At 65.3% G+C, this 23,839-nt stretch carries 21 protein-coding genes and 1 tRNA gene; 15 read left to right on the plus strand and 7 right to left on the minus strand.

Translation table 11 applies throughout. The annotated features are described in order from the left end of the window. Positions 1-22 precede the first annotated feature (22 nt). Complete coding sequence (thiS, locus tag C7W88_RS04260; protein ID WP_118072606.1) at positions 23-1,018, plus strand: sulfur carrier protein ThiS; 996 nt, start codon at positions 23-25, stop codon at positions 1,016-1,018. Between the two features lie 141 nt (positions 1,019-1,159). Here thiS and C7W88_RS04265 read toward each other — a convergent pair whose 3' ends face one another. Further along, complete coding sequence (locus tag C7W88_RS04265; RefSeq protein ID WP_118072607.1) at positions 1,160-3,424, minus strand: NADP-dependent malic enzyme; 2,265 nt, start codon at positions 3,422-3,424, stop codon at positions 1,160-1,162. Between the two features lie 141 nt (positions 3,425-3,565). Next, positions 3,566-5,212 carry a hypothetical protein gene (locus C7W88_RS04270; RefSeq protein ID WP_240344817.1) on the minus strand — a complete coding sequence of 549 codons (1,647 nt, stop codon included), beginning with the start codon at positions 5,210-5,212 and terminating at the stop codon, positions 3,566-3,568. Positions 5,213-5,366: 154 nt separating this feature from the next. Between C7W88_RS04270 and mutS the strand changes: the two genes are divergently transcribed. Next, positions 5,367-7,943 (plus strand): DNA mismatch repair protein MutS, encoded by a 2,577-nt coding sequence (mutS, locus tag C7W88_RS04275; protein WP_118072608.1) that lies wholly within the window; start codon positions 5,367-5,369, stop codon positions 7,941-7,943. After that, positions 7,936-8,550 (plus strand): 5'-methylthioadenosine/S-adenosylhomocysteine nucleosidase, encoded by a 615-nt coding sequence (locus C7W88_RS04280; RefSeq protein WP_118072609.1) that lies wholly within the window; start codon positions 7,936-7,938, stop codon positions 8,548-8,550. The genes mutS and C7W88_RS04280 overlap by 8 nt, the downstream gene beginning before the upstream one ends. Before the next feature lie 119 nt (positions 8,551-8,669). On the opposite strand, the gene C7W88_RS04285 is transcribed toward C7W88_RS04280, so the two are convergent. Continuing rightward, positions 8,670-9,926, minus strand: coding sequence for a NupC/NupG family nucleoside CNT transporter (locus C7W88_RS04285; RefSeq protein ID WP_118072610.1), 1,257 nt, complete (start codon positions 9,924-9,926; stop codon positions 8,670-8,672). A gap of 89 nt (positions 9,927-10,015) precedes the next feature. Between C7W88_RS04285 and C7W88_RS04290 the strand changes: the two genes are divergently transcribed. The 7 genes from C7W88_RS04290 (at position 10,016) to C7W88_RS04320 (ending at position 15,067) form a co-directional block, all read left to right on the plus strand. Further along, positions 10,016-10,663: a queuosine precursor transporter gene (locus C7W88_RS04290; protein WP_118072611.1), complete on the plus strand. Its 648-nt coding sequence runs from the start codon at positions 10,016-10,018 to the stop codon at positions 10,661-10,663. 63 nt (positions 10,664-10,726) lie between these two features. Then, a complete protein-coding gene (argB, locus tag C7W88_RS04295) occupies positions 10,727-11,635 on the plus strand; it encodes an acetylglutamate kinase (RefSeq protein WP_118072612.1) in 909 nt (302 codons plus the stop codon). An 80-nt stretch (positions 11,636-11,715) separates the two neighbouring features. Beyond that, on the plus strand, positions 11,716-12,246 hold the full coding sequence (locus C7W88_RS04300; protein WP_118072613.1) for a hypothetical protein: 531 nt from the start codon (positions 11,716-11,718) through the stop codon (positions 12,244-12,246). Between the two features lie 154 nt (positions 12,247-12,400). Next, entirely contained in the window at positions 12,401-12,700 is a 300-nt protein-coding gene (locus C7W88_RS04305) for a YggT family protein (RefSeq protein ID WP_039332988.1), read from the plus strand. A 26-nt stretch (positions 12,701-12,726) separates the two neighbouring features. Continuing rightward, entirely contained in the window at positions 12,727-13,620 is an 894-nt protein-coding gene (folD, locus tag C7W88_RS04310) for a bifunctional methylenetetrahydrofolate dehydrogenase/methenyltetrahydrofolate cyclohydrolase FolD (protein WP_118072614.1), read from the plus strand. 51 nt (positions 13,621-13,671) lie between these two features. Continuing rightward, the gene (locus C7W88_RS04315) at positions 13,672-14,442 is read left to right on the plus strand and encodes a hypothetical protein (protein WP_118072615.1); all 771 of its coding nucleotides are present in this window, start codon (positions 13,672-13,674) and stop codon (positions 14,440-14,442) included. 4 nt (positions 14,443-14,446) lie between these two features. Further along, positions 14,447-15,067 carry a MarC family protein gene (locus C7W88_RS04320; protein ID WP_118072616.1) on the plus strand — a complete coding sequence of 207 codons (621 nt, stop codon included), beginning with the start codon at positions 14,447-14,449 and terminating at the stop codon, positions 15,065-15,067. A 147-nt stretch (positions 15,068-15,214) separates the two neighbouring features. On the opposite strand, the gene C7W88_RS04325 is transcribed toward C7W88_RS04320, so the two are convergent. Beyond that, positions 15,215-15,844 (minus strand): LON peptidase substrate-binding domain-containing protein, encoded by a 630-nt coding sequence (locus C7W88_RS04325; RefSeq protein ID WP_118072617.1) that lies wholly within the window; start codon positions 15,842-15,844, stop codon positions 15,215-15,217. A 5-nt stretch (positions 15,845-15,849) separates the two neighbouring features. Further along, positions 15,850-16,746: a tetratricopeptide repeat protein gene (locus C7W88_RS04330; protein WP_118072618.1), complete on the minus strand. Its 897-nt coding sequence runs from the start codon at positions 16,744-16,746 to the stop codon at positions 15,850-15,852. A 204-nt stretch (positions 16,747-16,950) separates the two neighbouring features. Between C7W88_RS04330 and C7W88_RS04335 the strand changes: the two genes are divergently transcribed. Continuing rightward, positions 16,951-17,025, plus strand: a tRNA-Gly gene (locus tag C7W88_RS04335). A 250-nt stretch (positions 17,026-17,275) separates the two neighbouring features. On the opposite strand, the gene C7W88_RS04340 is transcribed toward C7W88_RS04335, so the two are convergent. Together C7W88_RS04340 and C7W88_RS04345 are read right to left on the minus strand one after the other, a co-directional pair. Continuing rightward, on the minus strand, positions 17,276-17,668 hold the full coding sequence (locus tag C7W88_RS04340; protein ID WP_118072619.1) for a hypothetical protein: 393 nt from the start codon (positions 17,666-17,668) through the stop codon (positions 17,276-17,278). Next, the gene (locus C7W88_RS04345; RefSeq protein WP_162895893.1) at positions 17,665-18,495 is read right to left on the minus strand and encodes a hypothetical protein; all 831 of its coding nucleotides are present in this window, start codon (positions 18,493-18,495) and stop codon (positions 17,665-17,667) included. The genes C7W88_RS04340 and C7W88_RS04345 overlap by 4 nt, the downstream gene beginning before the upstream one ends. 453 nt (positions 18,496-18,948) lie before the next feature. Between C7W88_RS04345 and C7W88_RS04350 the strand changes: the two genes are divergently transcribed. From C7W88_RS04350 to C7W88_RS04365, 4 genes are all read left to right on the plus strand, one after another. Continuing rightward, on the plus strand, positions 18,949-19,989 hold the full coding sequence (locus C7W88_RS04350) for an ArdC family protein (protein WP_118072621.1): 1,041 nt from the start codon (positions 18,949-18,951) through the stop codon (positions 19,987-19,989). A 53-nt stretch (positions 19,990-20,042) separates the two neighbouring features. Further along, positions 20,043-22,184, plus strand: a complete 2,142-nt coding sequence (locus C7W88_RS04355) for a ParB/RepB/Spo0J family partition protein (protein ID WP_118072622.1) — start codon at positions 20,043-20,045, stop codon at positions 22,182-22,184. Positions 22,185-22,288: 104 nt separating this feature from the next. Further along, positions 22,289-22,762 (plus strand): hypothetical protein, encoded by a 474-nt coding sequence (locus C7W88_RS04360; RefSeq protein ID WP_162895894.1) that lies wholly within the window; start codon positions 22,289-22,291, stop codon positions 22,760-22,762. Continuing rightward, positions 22,759-23,589 carry a hypothetical protein gene (locus C7W88_RS04365; protein ID WP_118072624.1) on the plus strand — a complete coding sequence of 277 codons (831 nt, stop codon included), beginning with the start codon at positions 22,759-22,761 and terminating at the stop codon, positions 23,587-23,589. The genes C7W88_RS04360 and C7W88_RS04365 overlap by 4 nt, the downstream gene beginning before the upstream one ends. Positions 23,590-23,839 lie beyond the last annotated feature (250 nt).

Here is a 23,839-nt window from a genome sequence, read left to right on the forward strand (position 1 = left end):
CCGCCTCGCTAAAGCGGGCCGCATGACTGGAATGCTCTCCCTTACCGTCAACGGCGAACCGCGTCGTGCCGCGCCCGGATCGATTGCCGATCTTGTTCGCAGCCTCGAACTCGAACCGACCAAGGTTGCGGTCGAGCGCAATGGCGAGATCGTGCCGCGTTCGACGCTGGCCGATGTGGCAATTGCCGAGGGCGACGTTCTGGAAATCGTACATTTCGTAGGCGGAGGACAAAGCGACGTGACGGATTCGAATGATACCTGGACCGTTGCCGGACGCACCTTCCGCTCGCGCCTGATCGTCGGCACCGGCAAGTACAAGGACTTCGAGCAGAATGCTGCGGCGGTCGAGGCTTCGGGGGCGGAGATCGTCACCGTGGCGGTGCGCCGGGTCAATGTGTCGGACCCCAAGGCGCCGATGCTGACGGACTATATCGACCCCAAGAAGATCACCTACCTGCCCAACACCGCAGGCTGCTTCGATGCCGAAAGCGCGATCCGCACGCTGCGCCTGGCGCGCGAGGCGGGTGGCTGGGATCTGGTGAAGCTTGAAGTGCTGGGCGAGGCGCGCACGCTCTATCCCAACATGATCGAGACGATCCGCGCGACCGAAGTGCTGGCCAAGGAAGGCTTCCTGCCGATGGTCTATTGCGTGGACGATCCGATTGCGGCCAAGCAGCTTGAGGACGCCGGCGCGGTGGCGGTCATGCCGCTGGGCGCGCCGATCGGTTCGGGCCTGGGCATCCAGAACAAGGTGACGGTGCGGCTGATCGTCGAAGGCGCCAAGGTGCCGGTGCTGGTCGACGCGGGCGTCGGCACCGCATCGGAAGCTGCCGTGGCGATGGAACTTGGTTGCGACGGCGTGCTGATGAACACTGCGATTGCCGAAGCCAAGGACCCGATCCGCATGGCCCGCGCGATGAAGCTGGCGGTGCAGGCCGGACGCGATGCCTACCTCGCGGGCCGCATGCCGACGCGAAAGTATGCAGATCCAAGCAGTCCGCTGGCCGGGTTGATCTGAGAAAGGCGTTGCGCAGGGTGCCCACCCCGCTGCGACTAACTTCACTACGTTCAGTAAGTCTCGCGACCCTCCCGCATGCGGGAGGGTGCAAATGCCACCTTCTTAACCCCCTCCCGCAAGCGGGAGGGGTCGGGGTGGGCATTACCCCACGACCCCGGCCGCCGCCAGCACCGCCAGCGTCAGGATATCGGGCGCGAGCGAGGTCATCGGGGCGATCTGGACGGGCTTTTCCATGCCCAGCAGCATCGGGCCGATCACGGCATTGCCGGCAAGTTCGCGCAGCAGCTTGGCCGAGATGTTGGCCGACTGCAGGCCAGGCATGATCAGCACGTTGGCGGGAGCGGAAAGGCGGCTGAAGGGATAGTTGGCCATGACCTTGGGGTTCAAGGCGGCATCCGGGGCCATTTCGCCTTCGTATTCGAAGCCGGGATCTTCGGCATCGAGGATGGCAACCGCACCGCGGATCGATTCGAGCCAGCGGCCATAAGGATTGCCGAAGGTAGAGTACGAGAGAAACGCGACGCGCGGTTCGTGGCCCATGCGGCGTGCGACGGCGGCCGTTTCCTTGGCAATATGCGCCAGATCCTCGGCCGAAGGGCGCTCGTTCACGGTCGTATCGGCCAGGAACACGGTGTAGTTCTTGGCGACCATCAGGTGAATGCCGAAGGGCAGGTGGCCGGGCTTGGGATCGAGAACGCGGCGCACTTCCTTCATCGACTGCGCGAAGGTGCGCGTCATGCCGGTGATCAGCGCATCGCCATGGCCGAGGGCGACGAGCAGCGAGGCGAAGACGTTGCGGTCCTGGTTGACCATGCGCTTGACGTCACGCTCAAGATAGCCGCGGCGCTTGAGGCGTTCGTAGAGGTAGGCAACCATCTCGGGCACCAGCGGCGAGACGGCGGAGTTGTGGATCTCGTAGGACGAGGGGTCGCTGACGCCGAGTTCGGTCAGCAGGTCGAGCACGCCCTGGGTGCGTCCGACCAGCACCGGAGTGCCATAGCCGAAATCCTTGAACTGGATCGCGGCACGCAACACCACCTCGTTCTCGGCCTCGGCAAAGACGACGCGCTTGGGATTGTCCTTGGCCTGCGCGAAGACGTTGGTCAGCACCGAGGTCGTCGGGTTGAGGCGCGCCTTGAGGCTGGTGCGATAGGCATCCATGTCCTCGATCGGCTTTTGCGCCACGCCCGAGTCCATCGCGGCCTGCGCCACGGCCGACGACACGACTTCCATCAGGCGCGGATCGAACGGCGCGGGGATGATGTAGTCGAGACCGAAGGTGTGGTTGATGCCATAGGCAGCCGCCACTTCCTCGGGCACCGGCTCGCGCGCCAGCTTGGCGATGGCTTCGGCGGCGGCGATCTTCATTTCCTCGTTGATCGTCGTCGCCTGAACGTCGAGCGCGCCGCGGAAGATGAAGGGGAAGCCGAGCACGTTGTTGACCTGGTTCGGGTAATCCGAACGGCCCGTGGCGACAATGCAGTCCGGCCGGACGGCCTTGGCTTCGGGCGGCGTGATTTCCGGGTCCGGGTTGGCCATCGCGAAGATGATCGGCTGCGGCGCCATCTTGGCCATCCAGTCGGAACGGAGCGCACCGGCAGCGGAAAGGCCGAGGAAGATGTCGGCTCCGACCAGCGCGTCCTCAAGGCTGCGGGCCGACGTATCGACCGCGTGCGCACTCTTCCACTGGTCCATCCCGCTTTCGCGGCCGCGATAGATCACGCCCGAACGATCGCACATGATCACGTTGTTGTGGCGAACGCCCATGGCCTTGATCAGCGCGGTGCAGGCAATCGCCGCAGCGCCTGCGCCGTTGACCACGACCTTTACGTCCTCAAGCTTGCGCCCGGTCAGGTGGCAGGCGTTGAGCAGGCCAGCGGCAGAAATGATTGCCGTGCCGTGCTGGTCATCATGCATCACCGGAATCTTCAGGCGTTCTTTCAGGGCCTGTTCGATGATGAAGCATTCGGGCGCCTTGATGTCTTCAAGGTTGATGCCGCCGAACGAGGGCTCCATCAGCGCAACCGCTTCGATGAAAGCGTCGGGATCTTCGGTGGCGAGCTCGATGTCGATCGAATCGACGTCGGCAAAGCGCTTGAACAGCACGGCCTTGCCTTCCATCACCGGCTTCGATGCCAGCGCGCCGAGATTGCCGAGGCCGAGAATCGCAGTGCCGTTGGAGATCACCGCAACGAGGTTGCCCTTGGCGGTGTAATCATAGGCGGTGGCGGGATCTTCGGCGATGGCGCGGACCGGAACCGCGACGCCGGGAGAATAGGCCAGCGACAGATCGCGCTGGGTCGCCATCGGCTTGCTGGCGATGATCTCGATCTTACCCGGGCGGATCGTGTTGTGGTAGAAAAGCGCCTCGCGTTCGGTGAAGCGGACGTTGCTTTCCTCGGACATGGTTCCCCAAGTTTAATCGGACAATAGGCAAAGGCAGTGTCCGACCTTTGACGCTACGTCAAGGCGCGCAGGCAGTGCGCAACAGTTCGAAAACACCAAATTTGCCGAAACCGTATTACGCGCAAGCTATGGCATGTCGCTTCAGAAATCCTTCGGTTGCCACGTCGGGATGCCGAGGCGCCTTACCTTGAACAACAGGCTGCGTCCTTCCTGCCAGACCAGCTGCAAACGAGGATCGGCGCGGTGGGGCAGGCCGGTGTCGATCAGCCAGACATAGTCCACGCGCTCGATCGGGGCGTACTTGAGCGCAGTATCGACGTTGCGACGCCAGCCGCCGGCGCAACCGCGCGACCAGACGAACTCCGAGGGGTCCGCCGTGAAGTTGCGACCCGGGCGGAAGCGCGGCACGACCATATGCAGCCCAGGGACCGCCCAATTGTCGTTGACCCAGGCCTGCCGGTAGAGGCTGGCAAGGCTGGCGAGGTGATCGCGGCGGGTGTTGCGCCAGGATTCGTCGAGGCAGGAATGCTCGACGAATGCGAGGACGCGGCTGCCGGGTTCGACATGGGTCAGCGCGGAAAGCTGCTTGTTGTAGTCCTCGGCATAGCCGTTGAAGCTCCACGCCGTGACGGTGAGGCGTACAGCTAGCAGGGCCATGCCAGCATAAGCGACGACGCGGGCCCATTGCGGGCGGCGGGCGCCGCTCCAATCCTGCAGGCCGAGGCCGAGCATGGCGGCAACCGGCAGGATGCGGATGTCCACGAAGGCCGACCCGTTGATGTCGCTCGGGATCGCCAGAAACAGCAGGAACACCATCAGCGCGGGCATGCCCTGCCGGAAGCGCCACTTTGCGCCGAGGAACGGCCCGACCAGCACCAAGAGGCAGGCGATGATCGTGGTCCCGGCATCGAGCAGCTTGGACTGGTCGCGCAAGGTCAGCACGAAGGACCAGGCCTTCTGGTCCCAGCGCCAGATGTTCATCGACTGGACGGGCGGCGAGAACGCCTTCCACAGCACGATCGTGATCACCGTGGCGAGCAGCGGCCAGCACGCTTGCCACAGGCGCAGGCCAATGGCCTTCCAGTCAAGCGTGCGCAGCCACTGGCGGTTGGTCAGATCGCGCCAGCGCCAGCCTTCGGGCAACTCGTCGAGCGCGCGACCGAACGCGTGTGCGCCGACAAGCAGCGCCAGCAGCAGGCCGCCGATTGCATGGCACAGCATTGCCACCGGCTGCGCGATCACTAGCATCGCGGCGCGCGCCCTGGGGTTGCGCTGTTCGAGCCACAGGGAGGCGCCGAACGCGGTCAGCGAGAGGCCGGTGGCGAGGATATAGTTGAGGAATCCGGTAAGCAGCGGGAAGCTGAACACGAACATCAGCGACCATGCCGCAGCGTGCCCACCCTTGGGGTTGAGCATGCGGATGGTCCACAGGCAGCCGCCAGCGAACAGGCCGGTGGCGAGCACGGTGCTCCACCAGCCCGCTGCAAGGATGCCGAACTGTGCGCCGAGCACCTTCATCAGCACGCCGCCGCCGATGTTCAGCGTGAACACCCATTTCCAGGTGAAGTACTGTTCGAGCGGGTTGCCGGGACCGGCGGCCTCGATCGCGGCGGCGCCCATGTGGCCCGGCACGTCGATCAGGGGCGGCACTTCGACCAGCGCGAAAGGCGCGCAGACGAGCAGCACGGCGATGAGGATGCCGGGGCCGGAAAGCCACGGCAGCGCACCTGCGCGGGCCCAGGCAGTCTTGAGACCCCGGAGCCAATCCTTTTCGCGGACTTGCGTCAAACCGTAAGTACCCCCACAAGACCGGAACCGTCCCCATGCTGCCTGCTCTGCGCAGGCTGTGCGCTGGAGTTGCGGATATCCCGGTGTCGATGGTTTGAGAAACACGTCGCGCTCGTCTAGCCACGTGCGCGTGACGCCTAATGCCCCAACTCCGATGATGGCGCAATATCTTGCGCTTAAACAGCAGGCTGGCGACTGCCTGCTGTTCTACCGCATGGGCGACTTCTTCGAGCTGTTTTTCGACGACGCGAAGATCGCCGCGCAAGTCCTCGATATCGCGCTGACGAGCCGTGGCGAGCATGGCGGCGCGCCAATTCCGATGTGCGGCGTGCCGGTCCATTCGGCCGAGGGCTACCTTGCCCGATTGATCAAGGCAGGTTGCCGCGTGGCCATCGCCGAACAGGTCGAAACGCCCGAGGAGGCCAAGAAACGCGGCGGTTCCAAGGCGCTGGTGGCGCGCGACATCGTCCGATTCGTGACGGCGGGCACGCTGACCGAGGAAGCGCTGCTCGAACCGCGCCGGGCCAATGTGCTGGCCGCGGTGTGCGAAGTGCGCGGCACTATCGGCATTGCCGCCTGCGACATCTCGACCGGGCGCATGGAGCTTGAGGAATGCGCCCCGGAGCAGATGGGCGCGGCGCTGGCCCGGCTTGGCGCGAGCGAAGTCGTTGCCCCCGAATCGTGGGAGAATGCGCCAGTTGATTGCGTGCCGCGTCCGAATCGGTCGTTCGGCAGCGATGAAGGCGAGGCCCGGCTGAAAGCGGTGCATGGCGTTTCGACGCTGGACGGCTTCGGGCAGTTCACGCGGGCGATGCTGGCTGCGGCTGGCGGTCTCGTCACTTACCTTGACCATGTCGGGCGCGGTGCGCTGCCGCTGTTGCTGCCGCCGGTGGCGCGTGAGGCCGGCACGCACATGGCAATGGACGAGGCGACGCGAAGCAGTCTCGAGATTCTTGTCAGTTCCGGCGGCACGCGGCGCGGTTCGCTAGTCGAGGCGATTGACCGGTGCGTGACGGGTGCCGGCGCGCGACAACTGGCCGAGGACCTGTCCGCGCCGCTGACCGATGCGCGTGCGATCAACCGCAGGCTGGAGCTGGTCAGCTGGCTGCACGACGATCCGCTGCTGCGCGGCGACATTCGCGGCATCCTTCGCGCCCTGCCCGATGTCGGCCGTGCGCTGGGCCGGGTCGTGGCGGGACGTGGAAGCCCGCGCGATCTGGGCCAACTGCGCGACGGATTGGCCGAAGCGCGCCGCCTTCACGATCTTCTGCGCGCTCGCGCCGACCGGCCCGAGCCACTGGATGCGATGCTGCCTTCGCTGTCCGGCCATGGTGCATTGTGCGATCTCTATGCCCGCGCACTGGTGCCTGCACCGCCGACCGAACGCTCGCAGGGCGGCTACATTGCCGAAGGCTACGACGCTGCGCTTGACGAGTTGCGCCGGGTATCAGGCAATGCCCGCCGGGCGATTGCGGCGCTGGAAGCCAAGTACCGCGACGACACCGGCATCACAGCGCTGAAGATTCGCCACAACGGCGTGCTGGGCTACTTCATCGAAGTCCCCGCAAAGCACGCCGACCGGCTGATGGCGCCCGAGTCCGGCTTTACCCATCGCCAGACCATGGCGGGGGCGGTGCGCTTCAACGCACTGGCTCTGCACGAGGAAGCAAGCCGCATTGCCGAAAGCGGCGGCCACGCGCTGACCGCGGAAGAAGCGCATTTCGAGGAACTGGTGGCGCACGCCATCCGCGCAAAGGAAGCAATTGCTGCGACCGCAGCGGCGCTGGCCCGCATCGACGTGGTCGCAGGACAGGCCGAGCGGGCGGCCGAAGGTGGCTGGGCGCTGCCTCGCGTGGTGGACGAGCCCTGCCTCGAGATCATCGGCGGGCGCCACCCCGTGGTCGAAGCAGCGCTGGCCGCCAAGGGCGAGCGCTTCGTCGCCAACGATTGCACGCTCAATGCGCAGGACCGGCTCTGGCTGGTTGGCGGGCCAAACATGGGCGGTAAATCGACTTTCCTGCGCCAGAACGCGTTGATCGTGCTGCTGGCGCAAGCGGGCGGCTTCGTGCCGGCTCAAGGTGCGACGATCGGGCTGGTTGACCGCCTGTTCAGCCGGGTTGGTGCTGCGGACAACCTCGCGCGTGGCCGATCGACCTTCATGGTCGAGATGGTCGAGACGGCGGCGATCCTGAGCCAGGCGACGGAGCGCAGCTTCGTCATCCTCGACGAGGTCGGGCGCGGCACCTCGACCTATGACGGCCTGTCGCTGGCATGGGCGGTGGCTGAGGCGATTCATTCGATCAACCAGTGCCGCTGCCTGTTTGCGACACATTACCACGAGCTATCGCGCCTTGCCGAAAGCTGCGATGCGCTTTCGCTTCATCACGTCCGCGCAAGGGAGTGGAAGGGCGATCTGGTGCTGCTCCACGAGCTGGCGGAAGGCCCGGCGGACAAGTCCTATGGCTTGGCGGTAGCGCGGCTGGCTGGCGTTCCCGCGCCGGTTCTCAAGCGCGCCAAATCGGTGCTGGAAAAGCTGGAGAAGGGCCGCGCTGCCACCGGCGGGCTGGCTGCGGGGCTGGATGACTTGCCACTGTTTGCCGCCGCGATCGAAGCGGCAGAAGAAAAGGTCGACGCCCTGCGCGAGCGCCTCAACGGCCTCGACATCGACGCGCTGTCGCCCCGCGAGGCGCTTGATCTGCTTTATCAACTGAAGGCGCAGGCGAATGGTTGAGCTGACAGCTCTGGGGAAGAAGCGAGGCTTGTTTGTGATGGCGGCCGAGCCGGAGTACGGCCCACACTTGCGCGCGCGCTTCGTGCCGCTGATCACCGGCATCGGACCTGTCGAGGCGGCGCTGCACGCGGGCGTGGCGCTGGCGCGATTGGAGGCAGCGGGCACCCTGCCCGACCTGATCGTGTGCCTCGGCTCGGCCGGATCGCGGCGCTGTGCGCTGGGATCAATCCACCAGATCGGCAGCGTTTCGTGGCGCGACATGGACGCATCTGCGTTGGGCGTGGAACCCGGCGTCGTGCCCTATCTAGATGAACCCAAGGAACTGCCGCTGGAAACGCCACTGGACCTGCCCATCGCCACACTGTCGAGCGGGGGCGATGTCGTCAGCGGCGATCACTGGGACCGGGTGAGCGCAGACATGGTCGACATGGAAACCTACGCCGTCGCCCGCGCGGCGCGCACATTCGGCGTGCCACTGGTTGGCCTGCGCGGCGTATCGGACGGACCGGGCGAACTTGCAGGCGCGCACGACTGGCACAAGCTGCTGGGCTACCTCGATGGGGAACTGGCCAAGGCGGTAGACCTGCTGGCCGCGCATTACGGGTGATCCCGCTTTCATCGTCGGCCCGGACTTGATCCAGGCTTAGGCTTCTTCTTTCGTTCGCCGAAGAAAGGCCCTGCCCCGGATCAAGTCCGGGCCGACGATTTCAAGGGTGGGGTCGAGCCTTAAAGGCTGAGGAACAACCCCGCCAGCGCAGCACTCATCAGGTTGCTCAGCGCGCCGGCCACAAGGGCGCGGATGCCGAGCTTGGCAATGACGGGGCGCTGGTTGGGGGCGAGGCCGCCGGTGACGGCCATCTGGATCGCGATCGAGCTGAAATTGGCAAAGCCGCACAGGGCGAAAGTGACTATGGCGACGGTGTGCGCGGAAAGCGCAGTGTCCTTGCCCAGTTCGATGAAGGCGACGAATTCGTTGAGGACGATCTTGCTGCCGAACAGGCCGCCTGCCTGCATCGCCTCGGTCCAGCCGTCTGCGCCGAGAAGATAGAAGACCGGCGCGAAGACATAGCCGAGCACCATCTGGAACGACAGGTCCGGCGTGCCGAACCAGCCACCGATCCAGCCAAGCACACCGTTGGCGAGCGCGACCAGCGCGACGAACGCGAGCACCATTGCGCCCACCGCTACAGCGAGCTTCACGCCGGTCTGCGCGCCCTGGCTTGCGGCCATGATGATGTTGGCGGGGCGCTCCTCCTCGTCCGAGGCGAGGCTGGGCTTGACGTGAGGGTTGGGCAGCGCCTCGTCGGCGACCTCGGCGGGGACCGGCGGCTCGTCGGGCATCATCAGCTTGGCCATGAGGATGCCGCCGGGCGCCGACATGAAGGCGGCGGCGACGAGATAATCAATGCGGATGCCCATGCTGGCATAGGCGGCGAGGATCGTGCCGGCGACGCCTGCCATGCCCACGGTCATCACGGTGAACAGCTGGCTGGGGTTCAGCCCGGCCAGATAGGGCCGGATGACCAGCGGCGATTCGCTTTGGCCCACGAAGATGTTGCTGGCGGCGCAGAGCGATTCGACCTTGCTGATGCCGGTGACCTTCTCGAGCGCGCCGCCGATCCAGCGGATCACCAGTTGCATGACGCCGAGGTAGTAAAGGATCGAGATCAGCGCGGCGAAGAACACAATCACCGGCAGCGCCGAAATGGCAAAGCTGGTGCCGCCGATCGCCGGGTCTGCCAAGGGGCCGAACAGGAACTGCACGCCCGCGCGGGCGAAGCCGAGCAAGCTTTCCACCCCGCCCGCCGCACCTTGCAGCAGGCGATTGCCGACCGGGACATAGAGCACCAGCGCGGCAAAGCCGGCCTGCAGCGCGAAAGCCGCAGCCACCACGCGCAGGCGGATAGCGCGACGGTTCGACGAGAGCAGGAAAGCGAGGGCAAGGATGAGCACCATCCCGAGAAGACTGGAAGCGACACGCATCGGGAAGGACTTGCTCCGAGAGGCAAATTGGTTGCAATGGTTTCTAATAGCGAATTGGCGGGAGGTTAAAAGCGCGCTATCGGCCCGAAATGCACGATACCACCGCGCCTGCTGCCGCAATCCCCCGTTCGCTGTTCCTCTTCGCGCTGTTCTATGGCGGAATGGTGACGTTGGGCGGTGTGCTGGGCGCAAAGCAGGTGGCGCTCGGCCCCCTTGCGGTGGAGGCCGGGATATTTCCCTTCCTCACCCTCGTCGCCATTTCCAGCGGCATTGCCGAACTGCACGGCAAGGACGCCGCAGACCGCCTTGTCCGCTATGGCTTCCTGCCGCTGGCTTTTGCCATCGCGCTGACGCTGTTCGTGCTGAACCTGCCGACCGACCCCGGCATGTACGAACCCGCCAAGGAAGCCTTCCCGATCATCCTTGGCCAATCATGGCGGATGATGCTGGCCGGGATCATGGCCTATGGCGTGTCGGTGACGCTGAACGTGTGGATCTTCAATCGCCTGCGCGGCGCGGCTGGGCGGTTTCTTGCCGTGCGCGGATTCATTGCCGCAGCGCTTTCGCAGGTTGTCGACACGCTGATCTTCATTTCGGTCTCGTTCTATGGCGTGCGCCCGATTGCCACCCTGATGGCGGGGCAGATGCTGGCCAAGGTTGTGCTGTCGGCAGTGCTGGTGCCGCTGATCATCGCGCTGGTAATGAAGATCGGCCGCAGACTCGACAACGCGGCATAAGCTGCCGTTACGCGCGCAACGCCAATATTGGATTCTGCAGGCATTGCGCGTAAGGGCGCGCGCATGAGCCAGAACCACGACCCCGCGATGCTTGCCAAGGCCGAGACCCTGACCGAGGCGCTGCCCTATCTCCAGCGCTATGCCGGCAAGACTTTCGTGGTGAAGTACGGCGGCCACGCGATGGGCGATCCCGAACTGGCACAGGACTTTGCCGAGGATATCGTGCTGTTGAAGGCGGTGGGGATCAACCCGGTCGTCGTTCACGGCGGCGGGCCGCAGATCGGGCGGATGCTGAAAGCGCTCGGCATCGAATCGCAGTTCGTCGACGGCCTGCGCGTGACCGACAAGCAGACCGCCGAAGTCGCCGAAATGGTCCTGGCCGGTGCGATCAACAAGGAATTGGTCAGCTGGATCGCCCGCGCAGGTGGCAAGGCCATCGGTATTTCCGGCAAGGACGGCGGCATGGTCGTTGCCCGCAAGGTCCAGTCAAAGAAGTCGCCCAAGGCGATTGAAGGCGAAGATGGCGATCCGATCGTGGTCGACCTCGGCTTCGTCGGTGAGCCCGACCGGATCGATACGACCGTGATCGACACTATCGTCAATGCCGGAATGATCCCCGTGATCGCCCCGATCGGCGTGGGGCCGGATGGCGAGACCTACAACATCAACGCCGACACCATGGCCGGCGCGATTGCCGCAGCGCTGGGCGCATCGCGCCTGTTCCTGCTGACCGATGTCCCGGGCGTGCTCGACAAGGACAAGAACCTGCTGACCGACCTTCGCCCCGCCGACATTGCGCGGCTGGCCGAGGATGGGACGATCAGCGGCGGCATGATTCCCAAGCTTGAAACCTGCGTGCATGCCGTCGAGGCCGGCTGCGAGGCGACGGTCGTGCTCGACGGGCGCGTGCCCCATGCCATGCTGCTGGAGATCTTCACCGCGCGCGGTGCCGGGACGCTGATCCGCGCCTGACGGGCGCAGCTCATCCTCCGAATTGGATAATGATTGCATTAACGGACGGAACCGGACCGGCTGCCACTCGTCCCTGCGGCATGATCCGCACCGCACTTGTCATGGCTGCTGCTTCAGCACTCGTCTTCCACCTTGGCGGCTGCCAGCGGGGACCGGCGTCCCCTGCAGAAGAGAGCGCAGCAATGGCTGCGCCGGCCGCGCTGTCTTCCGGCAGCCCTGTGCAGAAGGCCGAGCCTGCATTGTCCGGCGAGGCGGCTCAGCCCTCGCTCGCCAAGCGGCCCGAGGACGTGCTCGACGCTTTCGCCGCCGCCATCGAAGCGCGCGACTGGCGCAGTGTCCGCGCCTTTTGGGCAGACAAGGGCGATCGCAGCGGCATGGACGACGCGATGTTCGCCGAAACCTGGGGCAGACTGAAGGCGCCATCGGTGGTCATCAGCGAGGGCCAGCAGGAAGGTGCGGCCGGTTCGATCTATTACACCGCGCCGGTCGTCATCTCCGATGGTGACCGCACGATCACCGGCGAGGTCATCCTGCGCCGTGTCAACAACGTGCCCGGAGCATCGGCCGAACAGTTGCGCTGGCACATCGACAGCACGACCTTGAAGCCCTGAAGGCGACAGCGGCACAGCTTGCCTAAATTGTAAGTAGCACATACAGAGCGGCGCCAGTGCTGCCCTGTAGCGGCATCGCGGGCACTTGTGGCCCGGCAAGAGGGTCGGCTAGGAGCATGGCTCGCTCTCACTCTGCCGTCGAGGATATGCACCGATGCTGCTCTACACGCTGATCGCCATGATCAACTACCTCGTGAACATCCTTGTCGTAGTGGTCATCGTGCAGTTCGTACTGAGCCTGCTCATCTCGTTCAATGTCGTGAACATGCACAACAACGCGGTTGCGGCGGTGTGGAAGGCGCTGAACGCTATCCTTGAGCCGATGCTGCGGCCGATCCGCAAGATCCTGCCCGATACTGGCGCGCTCGATTTCTCGCCGATGGTGCTGATCATCGGCCTCAACCTGCTGACGATCCTGCTGAGCGGCATTGCCGCTTCCTCGGCCGGAATGTGAAGCGCAAACTCGCTGGATAATAGACGATGACTGCTGCCGTGATCGACGGAAAGGCCTTCGCCGCCACCCTGCGCGCCCGCGTGGGTGACCTTGCCGCTGCGTTCGAAGCGCAGGCCGGGCGCAAGGCTGGCCTCGCCGTAGTGCTGGTGGGCGAAGACCCGGCAAGCCAAGTCTATGTGCGCTCCAAGGGCAAGAGCACGATCGAGGCCGGCATGAACAGCTTCGAGCACAAGCTGCCCGCCGAGACTTCGGAAGCCGATCTGCTGGCGATGGTCGAGAAGCTCAACGCCGACCCCGCTGTCGATGGCATCCTTGTCCAGCTGCCGCTGCCCAAGCACATCGACGAGCAGAAGGTCATCGCCGCGATCAATCCCGACAAGGATGTCGACGGCTTTCACGTGACCAACGCCGGCCGCCTTGCCGTGGGGCAGCCGGGCTTCGTGCCCTGCACGCCGCTGGGCTGCCTGATGCTGCTCAAGGACAAGCTTGGTGACCTTTCCGGCCTCGACGCAGTGGTGATCGGGCGGTCCAACATCGTGGGCAAGCCGATGGCGCAACTGCTGATCGCGGAAAGCTGCACCGTCACCGTGGCGCACAGCCGCACCAAGAACCTCGCCGAAGTGGTGAAGCGGGCCGATATCGTGGTGGCTGCGGTGGGGCGTCCCGAGATGGTCAAGGGCGACTGGATCAAGCCGGGCGCAACCGTGATCGACGTGGGCATCAATCGGGTGCCCGGCGCCGAAGCCGGCAAGACGAAGCTTGTGGGCGACGTGGACTATGCTTCTGCCGCCGAAGTTGCCTCGGCCATCACGCCGGTGCCCGGCGGCGTCGGCCCGATGACGATCGCCGTGCTGCTGCGCAACGCGCTCGTTGCAGCCTATCGCAACGAAGGGCTGGAACTGGCCGCAGACGCGATCTGATCAACCCTGCGCGGGGTGGGCAGGCTGCGGCGCATCGGCTAGGCTGATGCGATGAAGCGCCTGATACCCCTCGCATTCCTGCTTGCCGCCGCCCCCTCGTTGTCGGAGCCTGCCGCTGATTCGCAAAGGTCGGGCCGGCCGCAGCGCGCCTATGCCAATCCTTCGGCGCTGATCGCCGCGGACATCGGCTTTGCCCGCCTTGTCCGCGAAAAGGGCCAGTGGACTGCTTTCCGCGAGACTGCCGACGAGACCGCCGAAATGTTCGAGGGCGGGCGCAAGCTTGCCAAAACCTTGCTTAAAGACCGCAAGGACCCGCCCGCGCCGGTAAAGAGGGCGCCGCACCTGGCGTGGATCAGCTGCGATGGCACCGCCGGGCTGACCTATGGCGCATGGCAGGGTCCCTCAGGCGGAGACGGCGAATATGTCACCGTGTGGCAGCGCCAGTTCAAGGGCAAGGTCGACTGGAAGTGGGTGCTCGATGACGGGCAGAATCTCGCCTCGCCTTTGCGTGAGGTGGACTGGGCCGAAGGCAAGGTCGCCGATTGCCCGGTCCGCCGTCGTCCAACCAGCGACCCTGCGCCGCAGCCCGGCAGCAAGCGCGAGCGCAAGGAGGACAGCAAGCTTCCTCCCATGCGTCCGCTTGCCGGAGCCATTCCGGCATCCGACGGCGGCGACAGCAAGGACGGCCAATCGCGCGACGGCAGCCTGGCGTGGCGGTCGAGCGTGATGCCCGATGGCAGCCGCCGCTTCACGGCGTGGATCTGGAAGGACGGCGCAATGCAGGAAGTCATCGCACGCAGCTTCAAAGCGAACGGAGCCTGAGACGATGTGGCAGCTGTTTCTCTCCGCCTTCGTCACGCTGTTCGTGGTGATCGACCCGCCCGGCTGTGCGCCGATCTACGCCGGCCTCACTGCCAATGCGACGGCGAAACAGGCGTTCTCCATGGCCCTGCGTGCCTGCCTGATCGCCACCGGCATCCTGCTGGTCTTCGCGCTGTTCGGGGAGGACCTGCTGGGCGCTCTGCACATCGAGCTCGACAGCTTCCGCATTGCCGGGGGCATCATGCTGTTCCTGATTGCGCTCGACATGGTGTTCGAGAAGCGCACCGAACGGCGTGAGGAGCGAGCCGAGAAGGTGCGCACGGCCCAGCCGCAGGTGGAGGATGTCTCGGTCTTCCCGATGGCCATGCCGATGCTGGCCGGCCCCGGCTCGATCGCCTCGGTCATGCTGCTGACCGCGCGGGCCAACGGGATCAATGAGACTGCCGTGATCCTCGGCGCGCTGGCCGTGGTGATGGTGCTGAGCTTCATCGCGCTGGTCGCAGCCCGGCCACTGATCCGCGCGCTGGGATCGCAGGTCGAGGCCGTGATCACCCGCCTGCTCGGCGTGCTGCTGGCGGCCCTGGCGGCGCAGTTCGTGATCGACGGAATTCAGGCGCAGTTCTAAGACGAATCCTCCCTGATTTTCCGCAGGACAAGCGGGGAGGGGGACCGCCAGCGAAGCTGGTGGTGGAGGGGTAGTGATAGAGACCCCTCCGTCAGCGCTACGCGCTGCCACCTCCCCATTTGCACTTCGTGAAAATGGGGAGGATTATCATTGAAGCGTTACCCGCCCGCCGTCGTCACTGTCGCGCTTGCCGAAGAACTGCATGAGCTGGACCAGCAGCTCGCAGCGGGCGGCGAGGGTATCGGCTTCGAGCAGGGCCTGCTTGGCGGCGGCATCGAACGGCGCGATCTGGGAGACGCCGTTGATCAGCGACATGTCGTCCAGTCGGCCGACCGAGTCCCAATCGACCGCATAGCCCTGGGCATCGGCGAAGCGACGGGCTTCCTGTTCGAACGACGCGCGCTCGACCGCGCTCAGCGCTTCGGCCATGTCGTCGGTGAGCAGTTCGGCCTCGATCTGGCGGAACGGCGTGGTCACGTCGAGTTCGCGGATCATGCGGAAGCGCGCGATGCCTTCGAGCACGAGATTGAACCGCCCGTCCTCCAACGCTTCGACATCGGCGATCTTGCCGACGCAGCCCACGCTGAACAGCGTCGCGCCCTCGACCGGCGATTGCGGCTGGATCATCGCGATACGCCGGTCGCGCGCCAGCGAATCGCTGACCATGGCGCGATAGCGGGGTTCAAAGATGTGCAGCGGCAGCTGCAGGCCGGGATAAAGGACCGCGCCCGTCAGCGGGAAGATCGACAGGCGCGTCGTGTTTGCGCTCGCGCCCATCGCGGTCAACCGAACAGCACGGTGGAGAGCTTGCGGCGTGTGGCCGCAACCCAGGGATCTTCCAGCCCGATCGCCTCGAAGATTTGCAGCAGGCGAGCCTTGGCCGCGCCCTCGTTCCATTCGCGGTCGGCGGCGATCATGGCAAGGAGCTTGGTCGCGGCCTCGTCACGCTGGCCGGCGGCATAGAGGCCGTTGGCAAAGGCGAGCTGGGCGTCCATGTCGGCCGGGCGTTCTGCCGCCGCAGCGCGCAAGGCCGCGAGTTCGCCCTCTTCCGGTGCATCCTCGGCCAGTGCCAGCGCCGAGCGCGCCTGAGCCAGGGCCGGATCGGCGGCGAGCTTGGGGTCAAGCGAATCGAGCACGGCCTGCGCCTTGTCCTTCTCGCCCGCGGCAATCAGTGCGCGCACGAGGCCGGCGTGGGCCGGGGCATTGTCGGGTGCGATCTCGACGATCTGGGCAAAGATGCTGGCTGCCCGCTCGCCATCGCCTTCGGCCAGCACTTCCTCGCCCATCGCGAGCAGCGGGGTGACGTCCTGTTCCGGCTCACCGCCCTGCACCGGCAGCTTGGCGAGAATCTGGTCGAGGTACTGCTTGAGCTGCGATTCGGTGCGTGCGGGCGTCAGGTCGGCCACTGGCTGGCCCTGGAACATCGCATAGACCGTGGGGATCGAGCGCACCTGGAACTGCGCGGCGATGAACTGTTCCTCGTCGACATTGACCTTGGCGAGGATCACGCCCTTGTCGGCATACTCGGCGGCGACCTTTTCGAGCACCGGCGTCAGCGCCTTGCACGGCCCGCACCATTCGGCCCAGAAATCGAGAATCACCAGCTTGGTCATCGACGGCTCAACCACGTTCTTGCGGAAGCGGTCCACTGCCTTCTGTTCGTCGAGATTGAGCCCCATGCTGGCCAAGATGCGTCTCCGGTCGATGTTTTCAGATGTGCCGCACAATGTGGGAACGCATCGCGCTTCGGCAAGGGGAAACGGGGGTTTTGCGAAAGACTTCGCATCTCATGCATTTTTGGTGTTGCGCTCTTTCCGAGTCACCGTTAGAGGCGCCCACACCCCAGCCGGACGGGGCACTTCCCACCGGCCAGAAACGCACGAGCGGGCGTAGCTCAGGGGTAGAGCACAACCTTGCCAAGGTTGGGGTCGAGGGTTCGAATCCCTTCGCCCGCTCCAGTTTTCTCCCAGAAAACCAACGTTTTGAAGCCAAGGCCAACCGGTCTTGGCCTGGAGACAAAGGTCTCCCGCGGAGCCTCTGTCTCCACATTGTCTCCAATTTTCCGGAAGGCCGCGCGTAAGTTCGGCTGTTGCAGCGTAGGCGGATGAATTTCCGGCTCGCTGATCGATCTCGTTTATGTGCAGCGGCAGATGAGTCGGAGGGAATTCCCGGCCTGACCGAATTCAATGCGACATCTCTGTCGGCGATTCACATCGCGCGCAGGCGGTCACCGGTCGCGCTGATCTCATAAAAGCCGCTGGCAACTGTCTCGGAGATGCTGACCAGCTTGGGCCACAGGGTCAGTACCCGGGCGCATTGTCGTTCCATTGGCCATTTGGCCACGGCAGGTGCCGGAAAGAAGCCAATCAGGCCTGCATGCGAGAATATATGTCGGGACGGTCGTTTTCTGGCGATGTTGCGATCCGCAGTCAGCACGCACCAGCGTCCTTCCCGGCCAAGGAGTTCGATCCACTCCTCGTCCTTGAGGCTGCCCGTCCCGAACTTGTCCTTGATATGGACGACCGTATGCATGCCGTCGAAAAACGCCCCAAGGCCCCTGCCGAGCCTTGGTGGCAGATTGTTGTCGACGAGCAGCTTCATGCCGCCTTTCGGTTGCCGATGCTCGCCTCGTAGGCGATTGCATCACGAATGAGGCGCGGCTTGATTTCATAGACCCGCGCTGCTTGCTCTACTGAGCCTTCGGCAGCGACAGCCTCGACCATCCGGGCCGTCGATATGCCGCATTCGGCCAATATCGGCTGGCCGAAGGAGCGGGTGGGATCGGCAACGACGGTTTTCTTGCCGTGAAGCAGCCACCAGCGTTCAGCCCCGCCCGGGCCAAAATCAAGATCCTGGAGGCTCGGCTCCACGACCCGCTTGAAGACGCCCTGGCTTTTCCTGAGATCGATGAACTCCGGTTCATCGAGATCCCGGGTTATCTCGAGAAAGATTGTCTTCCCATCGGTCCTGAAGGCCTTGGTCGAGAAGGGTCGCTCGTCGCCGACAATCTCCCGGGCCCGTTCAATGCACTTTCTGATCGTTGGAAGGCCAATACGCTGTTTGCGTAGTGCATAAACGATCCGCGCCTCGACCAGATCGCGGAAACCCAGGAGGACGCCGTCTTCGTCAGGCTCATACTGGGGATGCCAGAGCGCGGGTTCCGGCTTGCTGTCATGCTGATAGCCCAGCAACCAGCGACGAAGCGTGGATTGGCTCATCCCGACCATCCGGGCGGCCTCGAGTGCCGTATAGGCCCCAATTCCATAATCCACGCTGTCCATGTCCGCTCTATAATCACAAGCAGTGAACAACGGGCAAAAGAATTCGGCGATGATGGGCCGCAGGCGGGTTGCCCTGGCGGCGGAAACGCCCCCATCGGATGAAGAACTACGATTTGATGCGCGTTCGCTGATGCCGGAGCCGACCATGATCAGCTGCCGGAATTGCCGGAAGGGGAATGCCTTCCCCTGAGCCCGAGCCGCTGCGCTGTCTCGGCCTACCCTTTCAAGCGGGGACACCCCGCAACGCCCCTTTGATTCGGAACGGGGCTGGTGGCGCGCTCTATCCCGCACATCCTACCGGACCTGCTCCTGAGGGCGCGGCGACTTCACCTATCGGGCCCCGCGCGCACTCTACTTCGGCGGGAATGGCAGGAACGGCAGCCTGCGAACGCCGACAGGCCCCGCCGCTCGGTCTGCCAGGCATCTGGCAAGCTATTGCCCGCCTCTGTCAGGGTGCGCGTTTCTGTCTGGGGCATCTCGCTAGCCGCTCGCGCGACTGGCGGCAACAGTGTTGGAGAGTGAGAGCCTGGCGGCTTCGGCCGTGACGGTGCCGAAGCCAGAGGGAGTGGCCCCTGGCCGGTCCGTCCGAGGAGACAGGCCATGGCATCTTTCCGCGCACGCCGCGCTTCCGCACCTGAGCGGACCGACCTCTATCAGGACATCACTGACCGGATCATCGCCCAGCTCGAGCAGGGCCGCGTGCCCTGGGTACAGCCGTGGGATTCAGCAGCTGCAGCGCTCGACCTGCCGGTCAATGCCAGCACCCGGGCGCGCTACAGCGGGATCAACATCCTGATCCTGTGGAGCGCGATGATCGAACGCGGCTTCACCACCAATCGCTTCCTCACCTTCCGCCAGGCGCTGGAACTGGGCGGCAATGTCCGCAAGGGTGAGCGCGGCATGACCGTGGTCTATGCTCACCGCTACACCCCGCAGCAGGAGCGCGAACGGGCCCGCGAGGAAGACCGGACGCCCGGCACGATCCCGTTCCTGAAGCGCTACACGGTCTTTTCGACCGACCAGTGCGACGGCTTGCCCGAGGACTTGAGCGCACCGGTCGCGCCGGTCGACCGGTCACTGATCCTGCCTGAGGCAGATGCCCTGATCCGCGCCACCGGCGCCGATATCCGCATCATGGGCGGCGAGGCCTTCTACGTGCCCTCGCGCGACTATATCCAGATCCCGCGTCCCGATGCGTTCCCTGACCCGATCAACTGGCACCGCACGGCCTTCCATGAGCTTGGTCACTGGACGGGTCATCCGAGCCGGCTCTCCCGCGATCAGTCCGGCCGCTTCGGCTCACCCGAATATGGCCGGGAGGAGCTCTGCGCCGAGATGACGAGCGCTTTCGTCTGCGCCGCGCTCGGGATCGAGCCCAGCGTGCGCCATGCCGACTACCTTGGCTCGTGGCTGGCGATCCTGCGCGAGGACAATCGCGCCATCGTGCGGGCCGCAAGTGCCGCCTCGAAGGCGGCGGACTTCCTCCTCGCTTTCGGACGGGGGAAGAGGAGGCGCCCGAGTTCGCGCGGGCGGCGTGAGGTCGCCGCGCGGGCTAACGGCGGGATCAGGGCAAGGGCGTCGCCGTCCCCGGACAGGCGGCGCCCGCCCCATAGAGGGAAAGGGAAGCCGGGGGCTTCGTGACGGGCCAGGGGCTGGGAGAGAGGCTCCCGGCGGTCCGCCACCGGAGACCTGACATGGCAAGTGCCGCTTCCAAGATCGTCCTGTCGCAGTCGCGCGACATTCCCTTCAACCAGCTGGTCCTGAGCCAGGCCAACGTCCGGCGGATCAAGACCGGCGTCTCGATCGAGGCGCTGGCCGAGGACATCGCCCGGCGCACCCTGCTCCAGAGCCTCAATGTCCGCCCGCAGCTCGACGACGCGGGTCAAGAAACCGGCCGGTTTGAGGTTCCCGCCGGCGGTCGCCGCTTCCGTGCGCTCGAACTGCTGGTCAAGCAGAAGCGCATGGCGAAGACCCAGCCTGTTCCCTGCGTGGTGCGCGAGGGCAGCGACATTTCCGCAGAGGAAGATTCGCTGGCGGAAAACACCCACCGCGAACAGCTGCATCCCCTCGACCAGTTTCGCGCCATGCAGGTGCTGAGCGATCAGGGCCTGGGGCTTGAGGACATCGCCGCACATTTCATGGTGACGCCGGCTGTCGTGCGCCAGCGGCTCAAGCTCGCCTCGGTCTCGCCCATGCTGCATGCGATCTATGCCGATGACGGCATGACCCTCGATCAGCTGATGGCCTTCTCGGTCTGCGAGGATCACGAGCGGCAGGAGCAGGTCTGGGAGATGCTGGCGCACAGCTTCAACCGTTCGCCCGCCTATATCCGCTCGCGCCTGACCGAAGATACCGTGCGCGCCTCCGACAAGCGGGTCCGCTTCGTCACGCTCGAGGCCTATGTGACTGCGGGCGGCAGCGTCATGCGCGACCTGTTCGAGGATGACCACGGGGGCTGGCTGCAGGACGTGCAGCTCCTCGACAAGCTGGTCGCTGAACGCTTGCAGTCCGAAGCAGCACAGCTCGAAGCTGACGGGTGGAAATGGGCGGCGGCGGCAGTCGATTTTCCCTGGGGTTACCGCGACGGCATGCGCGTCATCACCGGCACGGCCGCCGAGCTCACCCAGGAAGAACAGGCCCGGGTCGAAGCCTTGCAAGCCGAAGCTGCGGGTATCGAGAACGACTACGAGGGTGTCTCCGAGATCCCGGATGAGGTCGAACAGCGGCTGACCGCGATCGACCAGGAGCTGGCGCTGCTGCTGGAACGCTCGCCGGTATTTGCACCCGAGGACATGGCGATGGCTGGGGTATTCATCAGCATCGATGTCGACGGATCGCTCCATGTCGAACGCGGCTTCGTGCGCGCCGAGGATGAGCCGAAGCCTGACTCGGACATGCCGGATGACGGCGGGTATGCTGGCGGCGAAGATGGGCACGATGCCGGAAGCGTCGATGCCGATCGGCCCTTTGGCGGCGAACCGTCGCAGGGCAGCGAACCTTCCGGCGAGCCCGAAGAAGACGAGAGCAGCATCAAACCGCTGCCCGACAAGCTCGTCTGCGAACTGACCGCCGAGCGCACGCTGGCGTTGCAGGATGCGGTTGCGAACCGCCCTGACGTGGCCTTTGCCGTCGTCCTCCATGCCATGGTCCTCCAGACGTTCTACCATGGAGCGCGGGAAAGCTGTCTCGGCGTGGCGGTGCATCGCACCGGCTTCCCGCACCAGGCGCCGGGCATGGCGGATTCGGTCAGCGCCCGCGCGATCATCGCGCGGCATGACCAGTGGAAGGCCAAACTGCCCGAGCACGACATCGATCTATGGGCAGCTCTTCTGTCCATGACCGGCGCCGACCAGGCAGCCCTGTTCGCCCATTGCGCCGCTTTCGGCATCAATGCGCAGTGGGAACCGGCCAGCCGCTACGATGGCAGGGTTTCCGCCCACACGGTGGCGCGACGCATCGAGCATGCCCATGTCCTCGCCCGCGCAGTCGATCTCGACATGGTGGCCGCAGGCTGGAAGCCGGGCGTCGAGAACTACCTCGGCCGGGTGACCAAGCCGCACATTCTTGCTGCGGTGGCCGAAGCCCGGGGCGAGGAGACCGCAGCGCTGATCGATCACCTCAAGAAAGGCGACATGGCCCGCGAGGCAGCCCGCCTGCTCGAGGACAGCGCATGGCTGCCCGAACCGCTGCGCACGCCGGGCATCGCCGATCTTGTCGATCTTGGCGCAGTCAGCACCGCAGCGAGTGACGACCTGCCAGCCTTCCTCACCGGCGACGGGGAGCCCGAGGACGGTGAAGACGGCAGCTTCGACGCGTGGGCCATCGCGGCCGAGTGACCCCCGAGGGCCGGGATGTGCCTGCTCGCGTCCCGGCCACTTCCCATCCCCTTTCCGGCGCGCGCGCGATGACGCCGCAGCGCCCCGATCACAGGACCAGACTGATGAATGCCCATGACCTTTTCGACACCGCGCCGCTTGGCAGCCTGATAAGCTTTGCCAATGACCAGCCCCGACCGCCCGAGCGCTTCCGGCGCAAACTGACTGCCTGGCGTACCTGGAACGGCGCTGGCCGGCTTGTCGCCATCTACCCGCGCCGCCTGATAGGCAGCAGCTTCCAGTCCGCTGGGTTCGTGCTGAAGATCGGCGAATACGGCTCCGAAGGCGTGACGATCCTCACCGTCAGCCGCCATTTCGAGCTCACCTGTCCGCTCGACTTCGCCATCCTTGAGCGCCCGCGCCCCGGCATGGTTCGGGTCCTGACCGAATGGAACAGCAAGGTCGAGCTTCAGCATCTGGCCGAAGACCTGCCCTCAGCCCACGAATGGCTGGCACGCCACCGCTATTCGAACGCTTTCCTCAGCATTGCCGCAGCGGACGAAACGGGCGGACTTGGCGCCCTACGGAGGGCAGCGTGAAGACGCCCAGGACAAATCCCGCACCGGTGTTCGGCAGAACCGCCGGAGGTCTGCTCGCCGCAAGCCTAGAGGATCATTCCTGGATCGCAGTTCCTGTCCGGACCGGCCTGCGCATCGCCAATGCCTGGCGGCTCAAGAAGACGATGGCCGACTGGACCGAGGAGGACTTCTGGGGTTCGTGCGGCATCGTTGCCGACGAGGCCGCATTCCGGGATCACGTTGCCGAGATTGCCGAGCACCACCGCGAATTGCGGGGTCTTCCCCGTCCGACCATGATCCCACGCCGGTCGACGCCGTGGGGTCCGGCCCAGCAATCCTGCCGCTATGGTGAGGGGATCAGTTGCCACTCCACCGCCGGGCATGGCGGCTTCCATCTCGACGATCTACGCAATGCCGCGGTTCATCCGCTGCTGCGGCATGCCAATGGCTGGTACGAAGAGGACTGCGACTGGGCCAAGGTAGCCTTCACCTTCCCGCGCCTGTTCACTACGCGGGAGCGACGGATCGCGGCTGAAAGCCTGATCGCCTATTATCCGGACGCCTGGGAGGCGATCCACGACATCGAGCTTGCCCCCGGCCAGTCACGCGTCAAGGACGAGCGCCGTTTCCGCGAGGTCCATGCGGCCAACTGGATCGTCATCTCGGCAGTGCGGTCGGACAGCCATCCGGGAATGGTCGACTGTGTCGCGACGATGGGCGGTGCGCGCGGAGCAGTGCCTGTCCGACACTACCGGGTGCCGGTCGGCGAATACGCTCCCGGCGCGTTCGGCTTTGTCATCGATCCGGACCGCCACGAACAGGTGGAGCCTTCAGCCCTCAGCGCCTGACCGCCAGCATACGGGAACAACAGCGCTGCCGGACCGGCCCGCTTCCGCGCATTCCCGCACGGAGGCGGGCCTTTTCGCATGTCCGCCTGCACGGCGGACCAGAGAGGACGAGGCTGGCCGGGACGCAAGCGAGCCCGGGCAGGATCGAGGGAGATCGTGCCGGGCCGCAACCTTCAGTCCGGAGTTCCCTGTCATGTCTCTTCTGCCCGTTTCCGCCTCGGCCTTGCCGCGCGCCGCGCATGCAAGGCCC

It is taken from the genome of Novosphingobium sp. THN1 (genome assembly GCF_003454795.1).
Taxonomy (GTDB): domain Bacteria; phylum Pseudomonadota; class Alphaproteobacteria; order Sphingomonadales; family Sphingomonadaceae; genus Novosphingobium.

Excerpts from the sequence above, each read along its gene's own strand:
- C7W88_RS04355 (WP_118072622.1), top strand. The coding sequence starts at position 20,043 with ATGGCAAGTGCCGCTTCCAAGATCGTCCTGTCGCAGTCGCGCGACATT.
- mutS (WP_118072608.1), top strand. The coding sequence starts at position 5,367 with ATGATGGCGCAATATCTTGCGCTTAAACAGCAGGCTGGCGACTGCCTG.
- C7W88_RS04290 (WP_118072611.1), top strand. The coding sequence starts at position 10,016 with ATGCACGATACCACCGCGCCTGCTGCCGCAATCCCCCGTTCGCTGTTC.
- argB (WP_118072612.1), top strand. The coding sequence starts at position 10,727 with ATGAGCCAGAACCACGACCCCGCGATGCTTGCCAAGGCCGAGACCCTG.
- C7W88_RS04305 (WP_039332988.1), top strand. The coding sequence starts at position 12,401 with ATGCTGCTCTACACGCTGATCGCCATGATCAACTACCTCGTGAACATC.
- C7W88_RS04315 (WP_118072615.1), top strand. The coding sequence starts at position 13,672 with ATGAAGCGCCTGATACCCCTCGCATTCCTGCTTGCCGCCGCCCCCTCG.
- C7W88_RS04320 (WP_118072616.1), top strand. The coding sequence starts at position 14,447 with ATGTGGCAGCTGTTTCTCTCCGCCTTCGTCACGCTGTTCGTGGTGATC.
- thiS (WP_118072606.1), top strand. The coding sequence starts at position 23 with ATGACTGGAATGCTCTCCCTTACCGTCAACGGCGAACCGCGTCGTGCC.
- C7W88_RS04350 (WP_118072621.1), top strand. The coding sequence starts at position 18,949 with ATGGCATCTTTCCGCGCACGCCGCGCTTCCGCACCTGAGCGGACCGAC.
- C7W88_RS04265 (WP_118072607.1), bottom strand. The coding sequence starts at position 3,424 with ATGTCCGAGGAAAGCAACGTCCGCTTCACCGAACGCGAGGCGCTTTTC.
- C7W88_RS04300 (WP_118072613.1), top strand. The coding sequence starts at position 11,716 with ATGATCCGCACCGCACTTGTCATGGCTGCTGCTTCAGCACTCGTCTTC.
- folD (WP_118072614.1), top strand. The coding sequence starts at position 12,727 with ATGACTGCTGCCGTGATCGACGGAAAGGCCTTCGCCGCCACCCTGCGC.
- C7W88_RS04285 (WP_118072610.1), bottom strand. The coding sequence starts at position 9,926 with ATGCGTGTCGCTTCCAGTCTTCTCGGGATGGTGCTCATCCTTGCCCTC.
- C7W88_RS04280 (WP_118072609.1), top strand. The coding sequence starts at position 7,936 with ATGGTTGAGCTGACAGCTCTGGGGAAGAAGCGAGGCTTGTTTGTGATG.
- C7W88_RS04330 (WP_118072618.1), bottom strand. The coding sequence starts at position 16,746 with ATGGGGCTCAATCTCGACGAACAGAAGGCAGTGGACCGCTTCCGCAAG.
- C7W88_RS04325 (WP_118072617.1), bottom strand. The coding sequence starts at position 15,844 with ATGGGCGCGAGCGCAAACACGACGCGCCTGTCGATCTTCCCGCTGACG.
- C7W88_RS04340 (WP_118072619.1), bottom strand. The coding sequence starts at position 17,668 with ATGAAGCTGCTCGTCGACAACAATCTGCCACCAAGGCTCGGCAGGGGC.
- C7W88_RS04360 (WP_162895894.1), top strand. The coding sequence starts at position 22,289 with ATGAATGCCCATGACCTTTTCGACACCGCGCCGCTTGGCAGCCTGATA.
- C7W88_RS04345 (WP_162895893.1), bottom strand. The coding sequence starts at position 18,495 with ATGGTCGGCTCCGGCATCAGCGAACGCGCATCAAATCGTAGTTCTTCA.